The organism is Arthrobacter rhamnosi (assembly GCF_054510975.1).
This window is the reverse complement of record NZ_JBTNDN010000001.1, coordinates 410,541-427,393: the sequence shown is the minus strand read 5'-3', so window position 1 is coordinate 427,393 and position 16,853 is coordinate 410,541. Positions and strand designations below refer to the sequence as shown.

Genomic DNA, 16,853 nt, shown 5'->3' with positions numbered 1-16,853 from the left:
GTGGCCAGTCGCACCGCCCTCGAACACCCGATGTGAGTCTTGCCGGCTGCCGGAACCTAGCGCATGTTGACGAACTGCAGATCGGCTTCGTCGAAGTTCTTCAGCAGGGCCATCGTGGCCTGCAGGTCGTCACGGGACTTGGAGCTGACGCGCAGCTCGTCACCCTGGATCTGGGACTTGACGCCCTTCGGGCCCTCGTCGCGGATGAGCTTGTTGATCTTCTTGGCGATGTCCTGGGCGATGCCCTCCTTGATGGAGGTCTCCAGGCGGAATTCCTTGCCGGACGGGTAGGGCTCGCCGGTGTCGAGGGACTTCAGGGAGATGCCGCGCTTGATCATCTTGGACTGCAGGACGTCGAGCACGGCCAGGACGCGCTCCTCCGAGTTGGCCTTCATGAGGATCTTCTCGCCGCTGAAGTCCACTTCGGCGCCGACTCCCTTGAAGTCGTACCGCTGGGCGATCTCCTTCTGCGCCTGGTTGAGCGCGTTGGCGACCTCCTGCTTGTCCACTTTGCTTACGACGTCGAACGTGGATTCGCTCGCCACGGTGCCTCCTCGGGATGGTTGGATGTCTTGCATCAAGACTATCCGCAACCCCTGTGCCGGGCGCCGGACGGTTTACAGCTCCGTGCCAGTTCCCACCGGGGGTGCGCACACGCTCGGGTGGCACGCTGGGAGCCACCTACCGCATCAGAGGAGCCGAACGATGTCCACGACGCCACGCCGCCGCTACCGGGTCCGTCTCCGCAGGGCGGTGGCAGGATCCTTCCTCGCCGCGGCAGCGGCGGCATCTGTGGCCGGCCTTGCCGCAGCGCCCGCGCTCGCAGTCCCGCCGGCGGTGGCCGCCGGCGTGGACTCCGCGGACTCCGCGGACTCCTTGGACTCCTCCGGTTACGAGGCCCGTGACCTGATCCTCGAACTCCGCCCGGGGTCGTCACCGAACGCCGCATCGACGGTCACCGCGGGCGGAGCAACCTCCTCGGCGGACCGGCTCGCCGGCGTCCGCGCGGACCTCGACCGGGCGGTGCTGCTGCGGATGGTCACGCCCGAACAGGCCGACGGATTCTATGCCCAGATCGAGCGCAGGGTGGCCGCGGGGCTGTGATGCTCCGCCCGATTCGTCTCTTGAGCGGTTTGTCTGTAAAGTTGTCTTGCCCGCGCTTGCTGCGGGCGGTCTTCCTACGAAGACGTTCGGCAGATTACCCGAGCGGCCAAAGGGGGCTGACTGTAAATCAGCTGGCAACGCCTACGGGGGTTCGAATCCCTCATCTGCCACAGCAAGGAGAGGCCGGTACCTCCGCTCGAAAGAGCGGGAGTACCGGCCTCTCGTGGTTAAGCGGTGGTCAGGTTCCGGGAAAGTCCCGCAGGCAGCGTGAACAGAGGGTTCCCTGGGATCGCCCGCAGGAGCTCATGGATCGCCAGGGACACGACGATGACGGCTACCGTCAGGCCCAACGGGTACAGGGCGTCACCGGGGACAGTGCTCACGAGGCGTTCAACTGCCGGCACACCGGGAAGAAACGAGACACCGCAGAGCACAAGCGGGTGCAGCAGATAGATCGGCAAGGTCCGCGCGCCGACATAGGCGCCCAGGCGGGCAACTGACGCGATCCTGCAGGCCTCGGACGTAACCGCGATGGCTGCCGGAACCGCGACCAGGCTCGACAGCAGAACCACGGGAATCACAAGTCCCTGCGGCACGACGGTGGCGAGACCCACGAGAGCCAGGAACACCACGACGTAGCCGACCTTGCTGCGCAGTGCTGATCGAGCGACGGCGTGGAGCGCCGCGGAGCCGTAGACGCCGACGCAGAAGAAGAGGAAGTTCGCCATCATCTTTCCGGTGAACCCCGGCATGTCGAGGTACGTGCCGGCACCCCAGGAAGCGACGGCTACCGTGAGGACGGCTGCTGCCGGCAGGTGCATGGCCCGGGGCACGGTGACGAGCACGGGGTAGATCGCCAGCGCGAGGATGAACCACAGCGTGGTATCCGGCAGGAACAACTGCGTCGCCCACGCTCGCACCGTCCTGAACGAGTGGGGGAAGCCTTTTTCCCGGGCGGCGAGGAAGAACACGAGGTAGAGCGTGAGCCACACCGCGTAGATGTAGTAGTTGCCGGCTGCTCTGAGTCGCGCCGATCCTGATCGCCAGCCTCCTGCCAGGCCTCTGGCTGCAAGGATTCCTGAGAGGGCGAACAGCACGGGCATCCTCAATCGTCCGACGGCCACATCGGTCGTGTCCCAGAAACCTGACAGCGCCGTGGGGCCGCCCCCGATGGCATCGTGATGCCATATCAGGACGTGGAAGAGCACAACGGCGACCACACCGAGCCCGCGGGTGGCATCGGGCCATGCCAGACGGACCGCAGGCGCAGCGGATGTCGTCATTCGAGCGGCCACGCTTCCCCCATTGTTCGGGCCCCAGCCCTTCATCGTTCCGGCTTCCCCGCCGCGCCCGACGGGAACCGGCACGTCCTCCCTCACGGGCGGATCTCGTCGAACCTCTGGTAGATCCTCCAGGTGTGGCCGGAGGCAGGGTCGGTGACCGTGTTCGTCTGGGCGAACCCGAACTCCTCAGGCGCCAGCTGCCGGCCGATGCCAGTGCTGTCATCCAGGATGACGAGCTGGAAGTAGTTGTCCTCCAGCGCGTGCTCGTAGGCCTCCAATCCCTGGATGTACTCCTGTCCCTTCTCGTCGGGGGCTCCTGTGCCAAGAATTGGTATGCGCCTGTGCGCGGGAGGGAAGCACTGCATGCCGGCCAGGTCGACAGCCGAAAGGTGGCAGTCAGACCTGGGGCTTGCGGCCCATGCTCCGTACTGTACGGACGACTTCCGGGCGTGAAAACGAGTATCCGTACCCAACCTTTTTCGGGCATCACTCGCTTTGCCGCTCCTTTCCACGGGTCGGCGGACACGACCCGCCGGTAGGAGAACCGGATTCCGGTCCCGCCGCCGCAGGAGGATCACGGCCCGCACCCGGTCCTGGAACGCGGGGCCAGGAGGATGCCGATCCCCATGACGCCCGCAGGTTTTGCCCAAGAATCCTCTTTCACACCGGGATCATCCGTAACAGGGGTCACACAATCGGTAGTCTTCTCGGAATTCATCCGGCTGGCTCAGGTCCGGATTCTGCTGGATTCCAAGCAATCACGAGCGCCGAACCCGCGGCTCACGTAAGGAAGCACGATGCGTCTCAGATCCACGAAGGTTCTTGCTCTCGCAGTGGTCGGGGTGATGCTCAGCGCCTCCGGTGCTGCGGCGGGCACCGACTTCACTGCCCCTTGTACAACTGCAGAGGCGGCCTGTCTTGCTCAGCGGCTCACGGCCGTCGAAGCGTGGATCGAGGCGAACGACACGGATGCGCCCGCGCCCAGCCCGAGCCCCAGCCCCTCCGCATCACCCACCACGGCCGCCGCCACGTGGGACGGTTCGATCCGCTTCGGATCTGCGGCTGGCGGGAAGGCGACCCCTCTCGCCGTGACCATCACCTCGCCGTCGGGGACACAGGGGAACAAGGTCGTCTACGTCGAAGCGTGGCAGAACAACGTCAGGAAAGCGGACGTGTTCGTGGAGGGCCGGGACCTCACCGGGACGACGACCCAGAGCCTCAGCCTCCCGGCACTCCCGGCGGGCGTCTACGAACTTCGATTGATGGTGTTCGATGGGCCTCCCGCGGGTTCCTACGCCTGGGGGGCCCTGCGCCTCAGCTCGGTCGAACAGAACCTCACTGTTCCTGCTACAGCAACAACTCCGGTTTCCACGACCACGGGGGTCCTGTACGACGGCCCCGGACAGGTGGACCAGTTCGCCGGTTTCGAGATCCTGAAAACCACTCCGACGGCCCATTGGTTCGCAGGCGGAACACCGGCCCAGGTCCAGGCCGAAGCCCGGCAGCGGGTAACTGCGGCGAACGGGAAGGTCGTGAGCATGCTGGCCTACAACGTCCCGATCTGGGACGTCGGCAGCTACTCCTCCGGCGGTGCGGGAAACCTCGCGGCATACCGGGCATGGATCGACGGCCTCGCCGCAGGGATCGGCACCGCTCCCGTCATCGTCGCCGTGGAGCCCGATGCGCTCGGCCACCTCGGAGACCTGTCGGCCGCCCAGCAGACGGAGCGTATCGAGTCCCTCAAGTACGCGGTGCAGAAGCTCAAGGCGAACCCGAAGGCGAAGGTCTACGTCGACGCCTCGAACTGGGTCGACGCGTCGGAGATGGCGAACCGCATCAAGCGGGTCCTCCCGGCAGGAGTCACCATCGACGGCATCAGCGTGAACGTGTCCGCCTACAACTCGAACGCCTCCATCATCGACTACGGAAACAGGGTCATCGCGGCGTCCAAGCTCCCGTGGAAGATGATCGTGGACACGAGCCGGAACGGTGTCGCCACAGCCACCACATGGTGCAACCCGACCGGGCAGGGACTCGGGAAACGGCCGACCCTCAGCTCCGGAGTCCCGAACGTCGATGCCTTCCTCTGGCTCAAGGCTCCGGGCGAGTCGGACGGCACCTGCAATGGAGGACCCGGCGCCGGCGTGTTCTTCCCCGAACGCGCCCAGGAACTCATCAATAAGGCCAGGTTCTAGCCGACAGGCACCTGCGCCCCGGTCCACGACAGTGGTCCGGGCGGGAGTGCTTTCCCGACCCCGCAACAGAAGAGTCCGCTCCCGTGGAGCGGGTTCTTCTGTTGCCGTCATCGATCTCGTCCACTCATCCTGGCCGCGGGGCCATCCGCGCAGGCGTCGTCCACGAAGCTTCAGTACGCATGCTCAGGACGTCTCGAGTGGGGAGGCCGCCATCAGCACTACGCCCGGGCCGCGGATCGGCTGGTTGGACAGCCTGCGCGGCGTCGCCATCCTCTTCGTCGTCGTGCTGCACGCGGGGGAGTCCCTCCGGATCGCCGGAGGATTCACCGCCGGTATCGACGGGTTCAATCTCTTCCTCGAGCCCTTCCGGATGCCCGTCCTGATGTTCCTCTCGGGGATCCTGCTGCCGCGGTCGGTCGCGAAACCATGGCGCGAGTACCTCGCCGGCAAGGTCTCCCTGGTCGCATGGCCGTATGTCCTGTGGTCGCTGATCATCCTGACGGCGACCGGTGATCTCAGTCCCGGTGGCGTGGCGCAGATCTTCTACCTCGCACCGACCTACCTCTGGTACCTCTGGTTCATCCTCGCCTTCTACGCGCTCGCCTACCCGCTGCGGCGCATCTCGCCGATCGTCGCGTCAGGTGTCGGCCTGGTGGCCTCGCTGGTGCTGCCCGACGGCAGCAGGCCCGAGACGATGGCCTTCCTCGCTGCGTTCTTCTTCCTGGGAGCCTGGTGCGCCGTGCATCCCCGGCTCCTGGAACGGGCTCGAGCGAATCCCTGGCTGCTCGGTGCGGGAGCGGTCTCCGCAGCCGCCGTGGGTGTGTTCAACGTGGTCGACCGGAACGTCCTGTATCGCACGGAGTACGCCTGGGGAGTCCTGGGTGGACTGGTCGTCGTCTGCTGGCTCTTCCCTCGGCTGGGACCCACCTGGGCGACGGGCGCCCTCGAGTTCGTCGGCCGCTACTCGATCGTCTTCTACGTCGCGCACCTGGGACCGATCATGATCATGCTCGCGCTCGCCGACGGCCTCGGACTGACGGGGGAGTGGTTCGTGTTCCCCCTGCTGCTCCTCGGGGGCGTCGGGGTGCCGCTCGGCCTCGCCTGGATGTACTCGACGAGGGAGCACGCCTCGGTCAACCTGCTGTTCGAACTGCCGGCGCTGAAAGCCAGGCCGCGCGAGCACGCCGAAGGCTTCCGCCGGGCGAGGGCTTGAGCGAGGTTTCAGTCCTGGCGCGTGAGCGTCGTCGTCAGCAGATGGTCCTTCGCCGGTCCGGTGACGTCCCAGGAGTACTCGACGGTGCTGAACGAGGGGATCCGGAAGTCTACGAGGTAGGTGTCGGGAGAACACCAGTGCTCGTCATGTGCCCTGCCGCTGCGGAGGTCGAGGCGGCAGAGCAACCGGCCGTCCGGGAAGTGGATCGCCATCGTCGTGCCCTGGGCCGTGACCCGGTAGGAGCGGGAGGCCGGCCCCTCGAAGGAGGGCCAGGACACGGTGCCCTCCTCGTCCCACCGCAGTCCGTCGTCGTCGGGCGTGAAGGTCGTGATGCCCACGAAGAGCCCTTCCGTGCCGCTCGAACGGTCCAGCAGGTGGCGGCGGGTCGACCAGCTGCCGGCGAGGAAGGCGAGCGGGTCGACGACGGGGAGAACTGCGCTCGATGTCACCCCGCTGCCTCCCCTCGGTCCTCCGCGCCACGTCGGCGCTTTCTGGCACTCTACGTCCTGTCCCGGCTACGTCCTGTCCCGGCTACATCTTGTCCCGACACCGTCCTGCCCTGACGTCGGCTTGCCGCGCCCTCGGTGGAATGTTAGGCTACCTAACTATGAGTCCCTCCAGCGACGTGCCCCTGCTGGCCCTCGCGCAGTCCTTCCGCACCACCCTGCGCCACGCCGTGTACCTCAGCCGCTCGATGGACAGCGACGGGGAGCTGACCACCATGCAGATGAGCACACTCAGCATGGCGGCGGAGGAACCGTTGCGGGTGAGCCGCGTCGCCGCCAACCTCGGCATCCGCGTCCCCTCGGCCACCGAGCAGATCATCAAGCTCGAACAGGCCGGCCTCGTCCTCCGGCAGCCGGATCCGACCGACTCGCGGGGTGTCCTCGTCCAGCTCACGGACAAGGGCCGGGCGGCCTGGGAGGCCGCCAGCCGGCGCCGTAACGAGCGCGTCGCCGCACTGCTGGACCAGCTCGACGAGGAGGACCGCACCACGCTCGCGGCCGCCCTGCCGATCATCGAGAAACTGAACCACACCGCCTAGGAGTACCCGAGTGACCACCCACGCGCAGCCCGCATCGGTCCTTGCCGAGGAGAAGCAGTCCTTCTTCCGGCAGCCCAGAGCCGTGTGGGCCACGGCCCTGGCGGCCGTCTTCGCCTTCATGGGCATCGGTCTCGTCGACCCGATCCTCCCCGCCATCGCCGAGAACCTCGACGCTTCACCGAGCCAGGTGTCGCTGCTGTTCACGAGCTACTTCCTCGTGACGGCCGTGGCGATGCTCGTGACCGGTTTCATCTCCTCGCGCATCGGCGGAAAGAGGACGCTGCTGCTCGGACTGGGACTGATCGTGGTGTTCGCCTCGCTCTCGGGCCTGTCCGGTGACGTGGCCACCCTGGTCGGCTTCCGGGCCGGCTGGGGCCTTGGCAACGCGCTCTTCGTGGCCACCGCGCTCGCCGTCATCGTCGGCGTGGCCAGCGGGGGTACCGCCACAGCGATCATCCTCTACGAGGCGGCCCTCGGCCTCGGGATCTCACTCGGCCCGCTGCTCGGTGCGCTCCTCGGCGGCTGGCAGTGGCGTGCGCCGTTCTTCGGCACCGCCGTGCTCATGGCCGCGGCGTTCCTCGCCCTCACCATCCTGCTGCCCGCCACGCCCCGTCCCGCCACCACGACATCGCTCAAGGACCCGCTCGTCGCACTCGGGCACAGGGGCCTGCGCACCACGGCGTCGAGCGCCCTCTTCTACAACTACGGGTTCTTCACCATCCTCGCCTTCACACCCTTCGTGCTGGGGATGGATGCGTACGGTATCGGTGCCGTGTTCTTCGGCTGGGGCCTCATGGTCGCGGTCTTCTCGGTCCTCGTGGCACCCGCGCTGCAGCGCATGCTCGGCACCACCCGCGTGCTGCTCCTGACCCTCGCGGCCCTGGTTCTCGTGCTCGTGGGCCTCGCCTTGGCCGCAGAGCGCTCGGTGACAGCCGTCGTCGTGCTGGTGATCATCTCCGGCGCCCTGCTGGGCATCAACAACACCCTGTACACGGAGCTCGCGATGGGTGTCTCGGATTCGCCACGGCCCGTCGCATCCGCCGGCTACAACTTCGTCCGGTGGATGGGAGGGGCGCTCGCACCCTTCGCCGCGACGAAGCTCGCGGAGGTCTTCAACCCGCAGGCCACCTACGCCGTCGCCGCGGTTATGGTGCTCGTCGCAGGAGCCGTGATCCTCGCAGGCCGCGCCTCGCTCACGCACGCAGCCGAGGTCGGCGGGTAGGAGCGGGACCGATGGCGTCAGCCGTCGAGGATCGACGTCGTCGCCCGGTCCTCCTGGCCCGCGTAGTACCGGTCGAGCACGGCCTTGAACCACGGTTCCTGCGGGCCGGCCCGGTGGAAGAGCGTCATCGAGGATTGCAGCTTGCGGGCGTCGATCCCGCCGAGTACCGCGACCGGATCGCTTCCCTCGAGGTTGAGGAGCGCGTGGACGCTCTCCAACAGGCGGGGTCCGAGCAGGGTGTGCGCCAGATAGGCGCGGGCCTCGTCGATCGAGCCGATGGCGTACCGGACCGACGTCGGGCTGCTGCCGAGTCCTGCCACCTGCGGGAAGACGAACCACATCCAGTGCCCCACCTTCCGGCCGTTCTGCAGCTCGGCGAGGGCATGCTCATAGGTGCCGGAGGCCTCCTGCGCGTGGACGAATCGTGCGAGGTCGTAGGTGTCGGTCATGCGGGCCTCCGGTGGGAGCGTGAGAACGGGCGGTCACTTCATCGGTAGCGAACAGGACTGACAGGTCCGGCGGCGGTCGCTAGCGTTAAGGCATGTCGACAATCAATATCACTGAGGCAAGCTTCCCGGAAACCATCGAGGGCAACGACATCGTGTTCGTCGATTTCTGGGCCGACTGGTGCGGGCCGTGCAAGCAGTTCGCGCCGGTGTACGACGCCGTCTCGCAGCAGCACGAGGACGTCACCTTCGCGAAGGTCGACACCGAGGCGGAGCAGTCGCTCGCCGCGGCCGCAGGGATCACCTCCATCCCGACGCTCATGGCGTTCCGCGAGAAGGTCCTGGTGTTCTCCCAGCCCGGTGCCCTCAACGCGACGCAGTTCGGCGAACTCGTCGACGCCGTCAAGGGACTCGACATGAAGGCAGTGCACGAGCAGATCGCGCAGCAGCAGGCCCAGGGCGGAAGCCCGGCCGGGGACGCGCAGTAGCCGTCCCGAGACCCGAAGAGCCCCGCACTCGATGAGTGCGGGGCTCTTGTGTGGAGGGATCAGGCCGCCTGGTCCGAACGCACCACATCGACGGGCTTGGCCAGCAGTGCGCTCAGCGATTCGTTGAGGTCCTGCACGGCAGGTCCGCGCAGGTGCGTGTCCAGGAGTTCGGTGGATTCCCACTGCTCCGTGAGGACGATGCGGTCCTCCTGCGCGTCCGTGATCTCGTACCGGATGCAGCCGGGCTCCTGCACCACCTGTTCGATGGCGATGTCGAGGGCGAGCTTCACGCGGAAGAACTCGCCGTCGAGGGGGGTGAATACTGCGGTGACGTCTACGGGTTGGGTCATCCCTCAACCCTAGCGGTGCTCGTTCGTCCGCCGCATTCCTGCGTCCTAGCGCCGCCGGTGGTCCTCGGGGGACAGCCGGGGACCGAAGGTCGGCTTGCGGAAGCCGCTCGAGTAGAGCGACCGGACGACGCGCTGGCGCTGCCCCCTCCAGGGTTCGAGCAGTTCGATCATCCCGGCGTCGTCGGTCCGCCGGCCGGTGAGGGCCGCGCCCACGTAGGCCGCGAGGTGGTAGTCGCCCACGGAGATGGAGTCGGGGCAGCCGTGCGTGCGCTGCACCACTTCCGCCACCGTCCACACGCCGATGCCGGGAACCGACCTCAGGCCGGCGCGGACGGCCTCCCCGCCCGGCAGCGACGCGAGGCGCTCCAGTCCGCTCGCCACGAGGGCCGCCCTGAGGATGGTCGCCGAGCGCTTCGAATCCACTCCGGCCTTGTGCCAGTCCCAGGAGGGGACGCGACGCCACTGTTCCGCGGTCGGGGGTAGGCGGAGCTCCGCGGGGGCGAACTCTCCCGCACCAGGAGCGGCGTCCCCGTACCGGGTGAGCAGGTAGCGCCAGGCGCGCTTGGCCTCGATGCCCGTGACCTTCTGTTCGAGGATCGCCCGGGCCACCGTGTCGAGCATGCGGCGCGACGCCGGCAGCCGTAGCCCCGGGTCGAGGTAGCGGCCCTTGCGGGCGAGCTCGGGCAGGCCGGCGCGGAACCGGGGGCTGTCGAAGGCGCTCCAGTCGTCCTCCGCGCCGAGCAGGCGCGGAAGGGACTCGAGCGCCCGGGCGGCACCCGGCCCCCACGCCATGGCCCGGATGCGGCTGTCGTTCAACGAGCCGCGCTGCCGCAGAACGAGCGTGACCGGCCCGTCACTCGTCCGGAAGGCGAGCCAGCGATCAGGCCCCTGGACGATGAACGAGGGGTCGTGCGGGCCGCACTGCAGGGTACCCACCGTCCCTGCCAGGTTGTACGGGCCGTCGGGAATCCATTCCGTGGCTTCCGCGCCGGAGGAAACGGCGGCGGGGGCGATGCTCATGCATTCATCGTCCCACGAGGCCCCCGCGGTCCCGGGATGTGTCATGCTCGGGGGTCCGCAGGGGTACCATCGGGCAGTCCGGTGGAAGAGGTGGAAGGAACAGCAGATGGCAGAGGTGCGGAGTGCTCGGGCGGGGAAGATCCCGCGCGCGGCGGCCACGGGCAGGCGTCCGCGTCCTGCGCCGAGCACGGGCCGGCGTCTCGGCGTCCTCCTGGGGCTGGCTCTGCTGTGCGGCGGGTGCACGGCGGACGGGGCCGGCGGTGCCGCGGCGACTTCGGCGCCGGCCGCTCCAGCGACGCCGTCGCCGTCGCCGTCCCCGACACAGTCCTCCCAGGCATGCGAGGACTGTGTCGGGATCGTGCTCACGGGCGACCTCCTGGTGCATCCGCAACTGTGGGAGCAGGCCGCGGAGGATGCGGCGGTGACGGGGAAGTCTCCGCTCGACTTCGAGCCGCTGCTTGCAGGCCAGCGCCCCTACCTCGCGGCCGGGACGCTGGGGATCTGCCACCTGGAGACCCCGGTGGCCGACCCGGAAGGGCCCTTCTCGGGATACCCGCAGTTCAACGTGCCCCCGCAGATCGTCCTCGCCGCGAAGGAGGTCGGGTACGACGCCTGCACCACCGCCAGCAACCATTCGATGGACTGGGGCCCGGAGGGCGTGGAGCGTTCACTCGCGGCCCTGGACGCGGCGGGCCTCCGGCACACGGGGTCCTATGCAAGCGCCGCTGATGCCGGGAAGGCCCTGATCCTCGAGCAGCCGGAGGCGAAGGTGGCCGTCATCGAAGCGACCTACGGCCTCAACGGGCTGGTGCCCGACCAGCCCTGGCGGGTGGACCTGCTCGACACGGCCACGATGATCGCCAAGGCCAGGGCCGCCAGGGAGCAGGGAGCGGACATCGTGATCGCAGCCCTGCACGCCGGCGACGAATACGCCTCCGTCCCGAACGCCCAGCAGACCGAGGTGGCGCACGCGCTCGCCGACAGCGGCGAGGTGGACTTCATCTACGGACACCACACCCACTCGGTCCTGCCCATCGAGCAGTACAACGGCACCTGGATCGTCTACGGCCTGGGGAACGGGGTGACCGAACTGTCGCCCACGTACGAGGTCAACAACGAGGGACTGATGGTCCGGGCCCGCCTCAGCCGGGATGACGCGGGCGCCTGGTCGGTTTCCGGGCTGGACTGGCTGCCGTCGCTGATCGTCGCCGGGCCGTACCGCTGGTGTTCGCTGGCGCCCGACCAGCCGGCCGGCGCCTGCTCGTCGCCCGAGCAGGAGGCCGCCGTCCGGGAGCGCACCCGGAGCGTGGTCGAATCCCTCGGCGCGGCCGAGGCGGGAGCCCGCCAGTGGGAGCTGTCCACGGAGGGCCCGGGACGCTAGCGCGTCCCTGCGATGACCGACGCGATGGTTCCGCCGAGCGACGCCGTCGTCCCCGTGCCGCCCAGGTCCCGCGTCAGCGCATCGCCGCCGGTAGCCAGCACCGACTCGATGGCGCCCAGGATCCCGGCGGCCGCCTCCGTCTCGCCGAGGTGGTCCAGCATCATCGACGCACTCCAGATCTGGCCCACGGGGTTCGCGATGCCCTTGCCGGCGATGTCCGGCGCGGAGCCGTGGACCGGTTCGAAGAGGCTGGGGAAGGTGCGGTCCGGATTGATGTTCCCGCTGGGCGCCACGCCGATGGTGCCGGTGCAGGCCGGTCCCAGGTCGGAGAGGATGTCACCGAAGAGGTTGCTCGCCACGACGACGTCGAACCAGTCGGGGTGGAGCACGAAGTTCGCACAGAGGATGTCGATGTGGAACTTGTCCACGCGTACGTCGTCGTACCTGCCCGCCATCGCCTCCACCCGCTCGTCCCAGTACGGCATGGTGATCGAGATGCCGTTGCTCTTCGTCGCGGACGTGAGGTGCTTCTTCCCACGCTTCTGCGCCAGATTGAAGGCGTACCGCAGGATGCGATCCACGCCCGTGCGGGTCATGACCGTGTCCTGGATGACCGTCTCGCGGTCGGTGCCCTCGAACATCCTGCCCCCGACGCTCGAGTACTCGCCCTCGGTGTTCTCTCGGACCACGTAGAAATCCACGTCACCCGGCTTCCTGCCGGCGAGGGGGCTGGTGATCCCGGGCAGCAGCCTCACCGGGCGGAGGTTGACGTACTGGTCGAAGTGGCGCCGGAACTGCAGCAGGCTGCCCCACAGGGACACATGGTCCGGCACGACGTCGGGCCAGCCCACGGCCCCGAAAAAGATCGCGTCGAAGCGGCGCAGTTCCTCGAACCAGCCGTCGGGCAGCATCTGGCCGTGCTCCAGATAGTAGTCGGCGCTGGCGTAGTCGAACTCGACCGCGTCCACCTCGAAGCCGTACGCGTCCGCGGCCGCCCGGAGCGCCCGAAGGCCCTCCGGCATGACCTCCTTGCCGATGCCGTCGCCGGCTATGACCGCGATGCGGTAGCTGTTCGTCATGGGAGTTCTCCTCATCGGCAGGCGGCTTACCGTTCCAGCCTAGGCTCATCAGCCCCAGGAGAGCACGAGGACGGCGGACGGCAGCGCCAGTGCCGTCACCAGCAACCCGGCGAGGCCGAAGGGCACCCAGCGGATGGACAGACCCAGGGATCGCAGCCGCTCGGCCCACAGGAGTGTCGCGAGCGAGCCCCAGGGAGTGACGAGGGGGCCGAGGTTCACGCCGACGAGCAGGGCGGCGAGGCGTAGCGGGGACGCGGCGGAGGGCTCGAGGGCGAGATATGCGGGCAGGTTGTTGACGGCGTTCGCTCCGGCCGCTCCTACGGCGGCCAGCCGCAGCAGGTCCGGGAAGTCCTCGCCGGTACCTGCCGCGGGGGCGAGAAAGGTGTCGAGGCCCTGTGCGTGCGCGGCGGTGACGAGAACGAAGAGGCTGAGCGCGAGGACGAGCGGAGCGACGGGGAGCATCTTCACCGTCAACGTGCCGGGCCGACGGACCGCGAAGAGCACGGCCAGGACCACCGCGGCGAGGGTCGCGCTCAGTGCGACCGGCAGCCCGCTGACCAGTGCCGGCAGGAGGAGTGCGAGGACCGCGTACCCGCAGCGCAGCAGCACGCGGTCCTCGGCGGGGCGCGCAGGGGCGGGGGAGAACCGTCCCGAGAGCTGCCGCCGGAAGATCAGCAGCAGGACAGTGCAGGGCACGACGACGCCGACCAGCGCAGGGCCGGCCACGAGGCCCGCGAACTGCACCGGACTGAGCTGCAGCCCTTCCTGGACCAGCAGGTTGGTCAGGTTGGACACCGGCAGGAGCAGCGACGCGGTATTGGCGAGCCAGACGATCGTCACGGCGAACGGCAGTGGCGGCAGGCCGGCCCTGCGGGCGAGGAGCACCACGAGCGGAGTGAGCAGCACGGCCGTCGTGTCCAGCGAGAAGAACACCGTGCAGGCCACGGAGAGGAGGACCGTCACGAGCCACAGGACCAGGGTCCGGCCTCGGGCCGCGCGGGCCGAGGCCGCGATGATCTTCTCGAAGACCCCGGCAGCGAAGAGGAGGTCGGTGGCCACCGTCATGGCGGCCACGAAGAGCAGGATCGGCCAGATGCGCGCCCACAGCTCCGCCAGGTCGGAACCGGGCAGCGCACCGGTTCCGACGCAGAGTGCCGCGAGGACCGGCAGGATCGCGCGGGAGGCACTGCGAAGGTTCAAGGGTGGTCTCCGTTCCGCCGGACAGTATGGCACGGACGCCCGGGAGTGCTCCGCGGCGACTCCCGTCCGGGCGAGGACGTCCCGCGGCGTAACGGCGGCATGGAGGTCGGCGCGCCAGCCGGTAGCGTTGTAGGCATGAAGTACGCCAATTCCATTGTTGACCTGATCGGCAACACCCCGCTCGTCAAGCTCAACTCCGTCACCGACGGCATCGCAGCCACCGTCCTCGCGAAGGTCGAATACCTCAACCCCGGCGGGTCGGTGAAGGACCGCATCGCGGCGAAGATCATCGACGCCGCGGAGGCCGAGGGCAAGATCAAGCCCGGCGGCACCATCGTCGAACCGACCTCCGGCAACACCGGCGTCGGTCTCGCCCTCGTCGCCCAGCAGCGCGGCTACAAGTGCGTCTTCGTGGTGCCCGACAAGGTGGGCGAGGACAAGCGCAACGTCCTCAAGGCCTACGGCGCGGAGGTCGTCGTCACGCCGACCGCCGTCGCCCCCGACAGCCCGCAGTCCTACTACGGCGTCTCCGACCGCCTGGTCCGCGAGATCCCCGGCGCGTACAAGCCGGACCAGTTCTCGAACCAGAACGGGCCCCTGAGCCACTACGAGACCACCGGCCCCGAGATCTGGAACGACACCGACGGCAAGCTCACGCACTTCGTCACGGGCGTCGGCACGGGCGGCACCATCACCGGCACGGGACGGTACCTCAAGGAGATCTCCGCGGACCGGGAGGGCGGCCCCGTGCGCATCATCGGCGCCGACCCCGAGGGCTCCATCTACTCGGGCGGCACCGGGCGTCCCTACTTCGTGGAGGGCGTCGGCGAGGACATGTGGCCGGACTCCTACGATCCGTCCATCCCGGACGAGATCCAGGCCGTCACGGATGCCGAGAGCTTCGAGATGACGCGGCGCCTCGCCCGCGAGGAGGGCCTGCTGGTCGGCGGCTCCTGCGGCATGGCCGTCGTCGCGGCCCTCCGTGTCGCGAAGGACCTGACGGCCGACGACGTCGTCGTGGTCCTCCTGCCCGACGGCGGCCGGGGCTACCTCGGCAAGATCTTCAACGACGACTGGATGAGGTCCTACGGGTTCCTGGACAGCGGTGAGGACGCGAGCGTCGGCGACGTGCTGCGCGCCAAGAACGGTTCGATGCCGGACCTCGTCCACACGCACCCCTCCGAGACGGTCCGGGACGTCATCTCGATCATGGACGAGTACGGGGTCTCCAGCATCCCGGTGTTGTCCCAGGAGCCACCCGTCAAGATGGGCGAGGTGCTGGGCTCGGTCGACGAGCGCTCCCTGACGGCGAAGATCTTCCACGGCGAGGCTCGCCTCACCGACAAGATCTCCCAGCACATGGACGCGAAGCTGCCCCTGATCGGGTCGCTCGAATCCATCGGGACGGCGCGCGAACGGCTCCAGGACAGCGACACGCTGATGGTGACGTTCGTCGGGTCACCCGTGGGAATTCTTACGCGCCATGACTTGCTGACATATGTGAGCAAGTAACACCCCGATCCGAATTCCAGGAGCATCGTGACGCACTCGAACGACCAGGGCTTCAACACCCGAGCCGTCCACGCGGGCCAGACCCCCGACCCCACCACCGGAGCGGTGATCCCGCCCCTCTACCAGACCACCACCTTCGCGCAGGACGGCATCGGCAAGCTGCGCAACGGGTACGAGTACGGGCGCGGCACTAACCCCACCCGGGATGCGCTGCAGACCCAGATCGCGGCGCTCGAGGGCGGCAAGCGCGCCTTCAGCTTCTCGTCCGGCCTCGCCGCCGAGGACGCGCTCATCCGGGCCGCGCTCCGCCCCGGCGACCACATCGTCCTCGGGAACGACGCCTACGGTGGAACCTACCGACTGATCGACCGCGTCCTGTCCCAGTGGGGCATCACCAACACCGCCGTGGACATGGCGGACACCGCTGCGGTCCAGGCGGCCATCGCGGCGAACAACACGAAGATGGTGTGGGTGGAGACGCCGTCGAACCCCATGATGAAGATCACCGACATCGCCGCGACCGCCCAGCTCGCGCATGACGCCGGCGCCCTGCTCGTCGTGGACAACACGTTCGCGTCGCCGTACCTGCAGCAGCCGCTCACGTTCGGAGCGGACGTGGTGGTGCACTCGACCACCAAGTACATCGGCGGGCACTCGGATGCCAGCGGCGGGGCCGTCGTCGTGAACGACCACGAGCTCGCCGAGAAGATCGGCTTCGTGCAGTTCGCCGTCGGCGCCGTGTCCGCACCCATGGAGGCCTGGCTCACCACGCGCGGACTCAAGACCCTCGGGGTCCGCATGGACCGCCACTCCTCGAACGCCACCGCGATCGCGCGCTGGCTGCAGGAGCAGGACGAGGTGGAGCGTGTGTACTACCCAGGGCTGCCCGAGCATCCGGGCCACGACCTCGCCGCAGCACAGATGAAGGACTTCGGCGGCATGATCTCCGTGACATTCAAGGGCGGGGCGGAGGCCGCGAAGAAGGTGGCGGAGTCCACCCACGTCTTTATCCTCGCGGAGTCCCTCGGCGGCATCGAGTCGCTGATGAACTACCCCTCCGACATGACGCACGCGTCGGTCAAGGGCACGGAGCTCGCGGTACCCGAGAACCTGATTCGGCTGTCCGTCGGCATCGAGGACGTCGAGGACCTGATCGGTGACCTCGAGCAGGCCATCTCCTCCCTGCGCTAGTCCCCGCTGTCCTCCATGAAAGGCCCCTCCGGTGGGAGGGGCCTTTCGTGTGTCCGGAGCTGTTCGCGGCGTCGCCGCCGCGCCGGGTGCCCAGAGCCGGGGGTGCGCCGCCCCGGGTCTGGTC

At 68.4% G+C, this 16,853-nt stretch carries 18 protein-coding genes and 1 tRNA gene; 10 read left to right on the top strand and 9 right to left on the bottom strand.

The window, feature by feature from the left end:
• Nucleotides 1–56 precede the first annotated feature (56 nt).
• The gene (locus ACX80J_RS02000) at nt 57–545 is read right to left on the bottom strand and encodes a YajQ family cyclic di-GMP-binding protein (RefSeq protein WP_301226008.1); all 489 of its coding nucleotides are present in this window, start codon (nt 543–545) and stop codon (nt 57–59) included.
• 160 nt (nt 546–705) lie between these two features.
• Here ACX80J_RS02000 and ACX80J_RS01995 point away from each other — a divergent pair, with 160 nt between their 5' ends.
• On the top strand, nt 706–1,104 hold the full coding sequence (locus ACX80J_RS01995; RefSeq protein ID WP_459346653.1) for a hypothetical protein: 399 nt from the start codon (nt 706–708) through the stop codon (nt 1,102–1,104).
• Nucleotides 1,105–1,192: 88 nt separating this feature from the next.
• Nucleotides 1,193–1,274, top strand: a tRNA-Tyr gene (locus ACX80J_RS01990).
• A 57-nt stretch (nt 1,275–1,331) separates the two neighbouring features.
• Here ACX80J_RS01990 and ACX80J_RS01985 read toward each other — a convergent pair.
• The gene (locus tag ACX80J_RS01985) at nt 1,332–2,387 is read right to left on the bottom strand and encodes an acyltransferase family protein (RefSeq protein ID WP_459346652.1); all 1,056 of its coding nucleotides are present in this window, start codon (nt 2,385–2,387) and stop codon (nt 1,332–1,334) included.
• 92 nt (nt 2,388–2,479) lie between these two features.
• On the bottom strand, nt 2,480–2,752 hold the full coding sequence (locus tag ACX80J_RS01980) for a hypothetical protein (RefSeq protein WP_459346651.1): 273 nt from the start codon (nt 2,750–2,752) through the stop codon (nt 2,480–2,482).
• 432 nt (nt 2,753–3,184) lie between these two features.
• On the opposite strand from ACX80J_RS01980, the gene ACX80J_RS01975 reads away from it, so the two are divergent.
• Both ACX80J_RS01975 and ACX80J_RS01970 read left to right on the top strand, forming a co-directional pair.
• Nucleotides 3,185–4,582: a glycoside hydrolase family 6 protein gene (locus tag ACX80J_RS01975; RefSeq protein ID WP_459346650.1), complete on the top strand. Its 1,398-nt coding sequence runs from the start codon at nt 3,185–3,187 to the stop codon at nt 4,580–4,582.
• 244 nt (nt 4,583–4,826) lie between these two features.
• The gene (locus tag ACX80J_RS01970) at nt 4,827–5,795 is read left to right on the top strand and encodes an acyltransferase family protein (RefSeq protein WP_459346649.1); all 969 of its coding nucleotides are present in this window, start codon (nt 4,827–4,829) and stop codon (nt 5,793–5,795) included.
• Nucleotides 5,796–5,803: 8 nt separating this feature from the next.
• Here ACX80J_RS01970 and ACX80J_RS01965 read toward each other — a convergent pair whose 3' ends face one another.
• Entirely contained in the window at nt 5,804–6,244 is a 441-nt protein-coding gene (locus tag ACX80J_RS01965; RefSeq protein WP_459346648.1) for a DUF6314 family protein, read from the bottom strand.
• A 158-nt stretch (nt 6,245–6,402) separates the two neighbouring features.
• On the opposite strand from ACX80J_RS01965, the gene ACX80J_RS01960 reads away from it, so the two are divergent.
• Both ACX80J_RS01960 and ACX80J_RS01955 read left to right on the top strand, forming a co-directional pair.
• The gene (locus ACX80J_RS01960; protein WP_459346647.1) at nt 6,403–6,840 is read left to right on the top strand and encodes a MarR family winged helix-turn-helix transcriptional regulator; all 438 of its coding nucleotides are present in this window, start codon (nt 6,403–6,405) and stop codon (nt 6,838–6,840) included.
• A gap of 10 nt (nt 6,841–6,850) precedes the next feature.
• On the top strand, nt 6,851–8,062 hold the full coding sequence (locus ACX80J_RS01955; RefSeq protein WP_459346646.1) for an MFS transporter: 1,212 nt from the start codon (nt 6,851–6,853) through the stop codon (nt 8,060–8,062).
• A gap of 17 nt (nt 8,063–8,079) precedes the next feature.
• On the opposite strand, the gene ACX80J_RS01950 is transcribed toward ACX80J_RS01955, so the two are convergent.
• Nucleotides 8,080–8,511, bottom strand: coding sequence for a DUF1810 domain-containing protein (locus ACX80J_RS01950; protein WP_459346645.1), 432 nt, complete (start codon nt 8,509–8,511; stop codon nt 8,080–8,082).
• A 92-nt stretch (nt 8,512–8,603) separates the two neighbouring features.
• On the opposite strand from ACX80J_RS01950, the gene trxA reads away from it, so the two are divergent.
• Nucleotides 8,604–8,996: a thioredoxin gene (gene trxA / locus ACX80J_RS01945; RefSeq protein ID WP_301226026.1), complete on the top strand. Its 393-nt coding sequence runs from the start codon at nt 8,604–8,606 to the stop codon at nt 8,994–8,996.
• Nucleotides 8,997–9,055: 59 nt separating this feature from the next.
• Here the strand turns inward: trxA and ACX80J_RS01940 are convergent, their stop codons facing one another.
• Both ACX80J_RS01940 and ACX80J_RS01935 read right to left on the bottom strand, forming a co-directional pair.
• Nucleotides 9,056–9,346: a putative quinol monooxygenase gene (locus ACX80J_RS01940; protein ID WP_459311751.1), complete on the bottom strand. Its 291-nt coding sequence runs from the start codon at nt 9,344–9,346 to the stop codon at nt 9,056–9,058.
• A 45-nt stretch (nt 9,347–9,391) separates the two neighbouring features.
• Nucleotides 9,392–10,366, bottom strand: a complete 975-nt coding sequence (locus ACX80J_RS01935; RefSeq protein WP_459346644.1) for a DNA-3-methyladenine glycosylase family protein — start codon at nt 10,364–10,366, stop codon at nt 9,392–9,394.
• A 106-nt stretch (nt 10,367–10,472) separates the two neighbouring features.
• On the opposite strand from ACX80J_RS01935, the gene ACX80J_RS01930 reads away from it, so the two are divergent.
• Nucleotides 10,473–11,747, top strand: a complete 1,275-nt coding sequence (locus ACX80J_RS01930) for a CapA family protein (RefSeq protein WP_459346643.1) — start codon at nt 10,473–10,475, stop codon at nt 11,745–11,747.
• Here ACX80J_RS01930 and ACX80J_RS01925 read toward each other — a convergent pair.
• Together ACX80J_RS01925 and ACX80J_RS01920 are read right to left on the bottom strand one after the other, a co-directional pair.
• A complete protein-coding gene (locus ACX80J_RS01925) occupies nt 11,744–12,826 on the bottom strand; it encodes a tartrate dehydrogenase (RefSeq protein ID WP_459345457.1) in 1,083 nt (360 codons plus the stop codon). The two genes, ACX80J_RS01930 and ACX80J_RS01925, sit on opposite strands and share 4 nt — an antisense overlap.
• A gap of 48 nt (nt 12,827–12,874) precedes the next feature.
• Nucleotides 12,875–14,026, bottom strand: a complete 1,152-nt coding sequence (locus ACX80J_RS01920) for an SLC13 family permease (RefSeq protein ID WP_459346642.1) — start codon at nt 14,024–14,026, stop codon at nt 12,875–12,877.
• Nucleotides 14,027–14,161: 135 nt separating this feature from the next.
• Here ACX80J_RS01920 and ACX80J_RS01915 point away from each other — a divergent pair, with 135 nt between their 5' ends.
• A complete protein-coding gene (locus ACX80J_RS01915; protein WP_459346641.1) occupies nt 14,162–15,538 on the top strand; it encodes a cystathionine beta-synthase in 1,377 nt (458 codons plus the stop codon).
• A 27-nt stretch (nt 15,539–15,565) separates the two neighbouring features.
• Nucleotides 15,566–16,729 (top strand): cystathionine gamma-synthase, encoded by a 1,164-nt coding sequence (locus ACX80J_RS01910; RefSeq protein WP_459346640.1) that lies wholly within the window; start codon nt 15,566–15,568, stop codon nt 16,727–16,729.
• Nucleotides 16,730–16,853: the final 124 nt, after the last annotated feature.

Coding starts and splice junctions, on each gene's coding strand:
- ACX80J_RS01995 (WP_459346653.1), top strand. CDS start 706: ATGTCCACGACGCCACGCCGCCGCTACCGGGTCCGTCTCCGCAGGGCG.
- ACX80J_RS01985 (WP_459346652.1), bottom strand. CDS start 2,387: ATGACGACATCCGCTGCGCCTGCGGTCCGTCTGGCATGGCCCGATGCC.
- ACX80J_RS01980 (WP_459346651.1), bottom strand. CDS start 2,752: ATGCAGTGCTTCCCTCCCGCGCACAGGCGCATACCAATTCTTGGCACA.
- ACX80J_RS01975 (WP_459346650.1), top strand. CDS start 3,185: ATGCGTCTCAGATCCACGAAGGTTCTTGCTCTCGCAGTGGTCGGGGTG.
- ACX80J_RS01960 (WP_459346647.1), top strand. CDS start 6,403: ATGAGTCCCTCCAGCGACGTGCCCCTGCTGGCCCTCGCGCAGTCCTTC.
- ACX80J_RS01950 (WP_459346645.1), bottom strand. CDS start 8,511: ATGACCGACACCTACGACCTCGCACGATTCGTCCACGCGCAGGAGGCC.
- trxA (WP_301226026.1), top strand. CDS start 8,604: ATGTCGACAATCAATATCACTGAGGCAAGCTTCCCGGAAACCATCGAG.
- ACX80J_RS01940 (WP_459311751.1), bottom strand. CDS start 9,346: ATGACCCAACCCGTAGACGTCACCGCAGTATTCACCCCCCTCGACGGC.
- ACX80J_RS01935 (WP_459346644.1), bottom strand. CDS start 10,366: ATGAGCATCGCCCCCGCCGCCGTTTCCTCCGGCGCGGAAGCCACGGAA.
- ACX80J_RS01930 (WP_459346643.1), top strand. CDS start 10,473: ATGGCAGAGGTGCGGAGTGCTCGGGCGGGGAAGATCCCGCGCGCGGCG.
- ACX80J_RS01925 (WP_459345457.1), bottom strand. CDS start 12,826: ATGACGAACAGCTACCGCATCGCGGTCATAGCCGGCGACGGCATCGGC.
- ACX80J_RS01915 (WP_459346641.1), top strand. CDS start 14,162: ATGAAGTACGCCAATTCCATTGTTGACCTGATCGGCAACACCCCGCTC.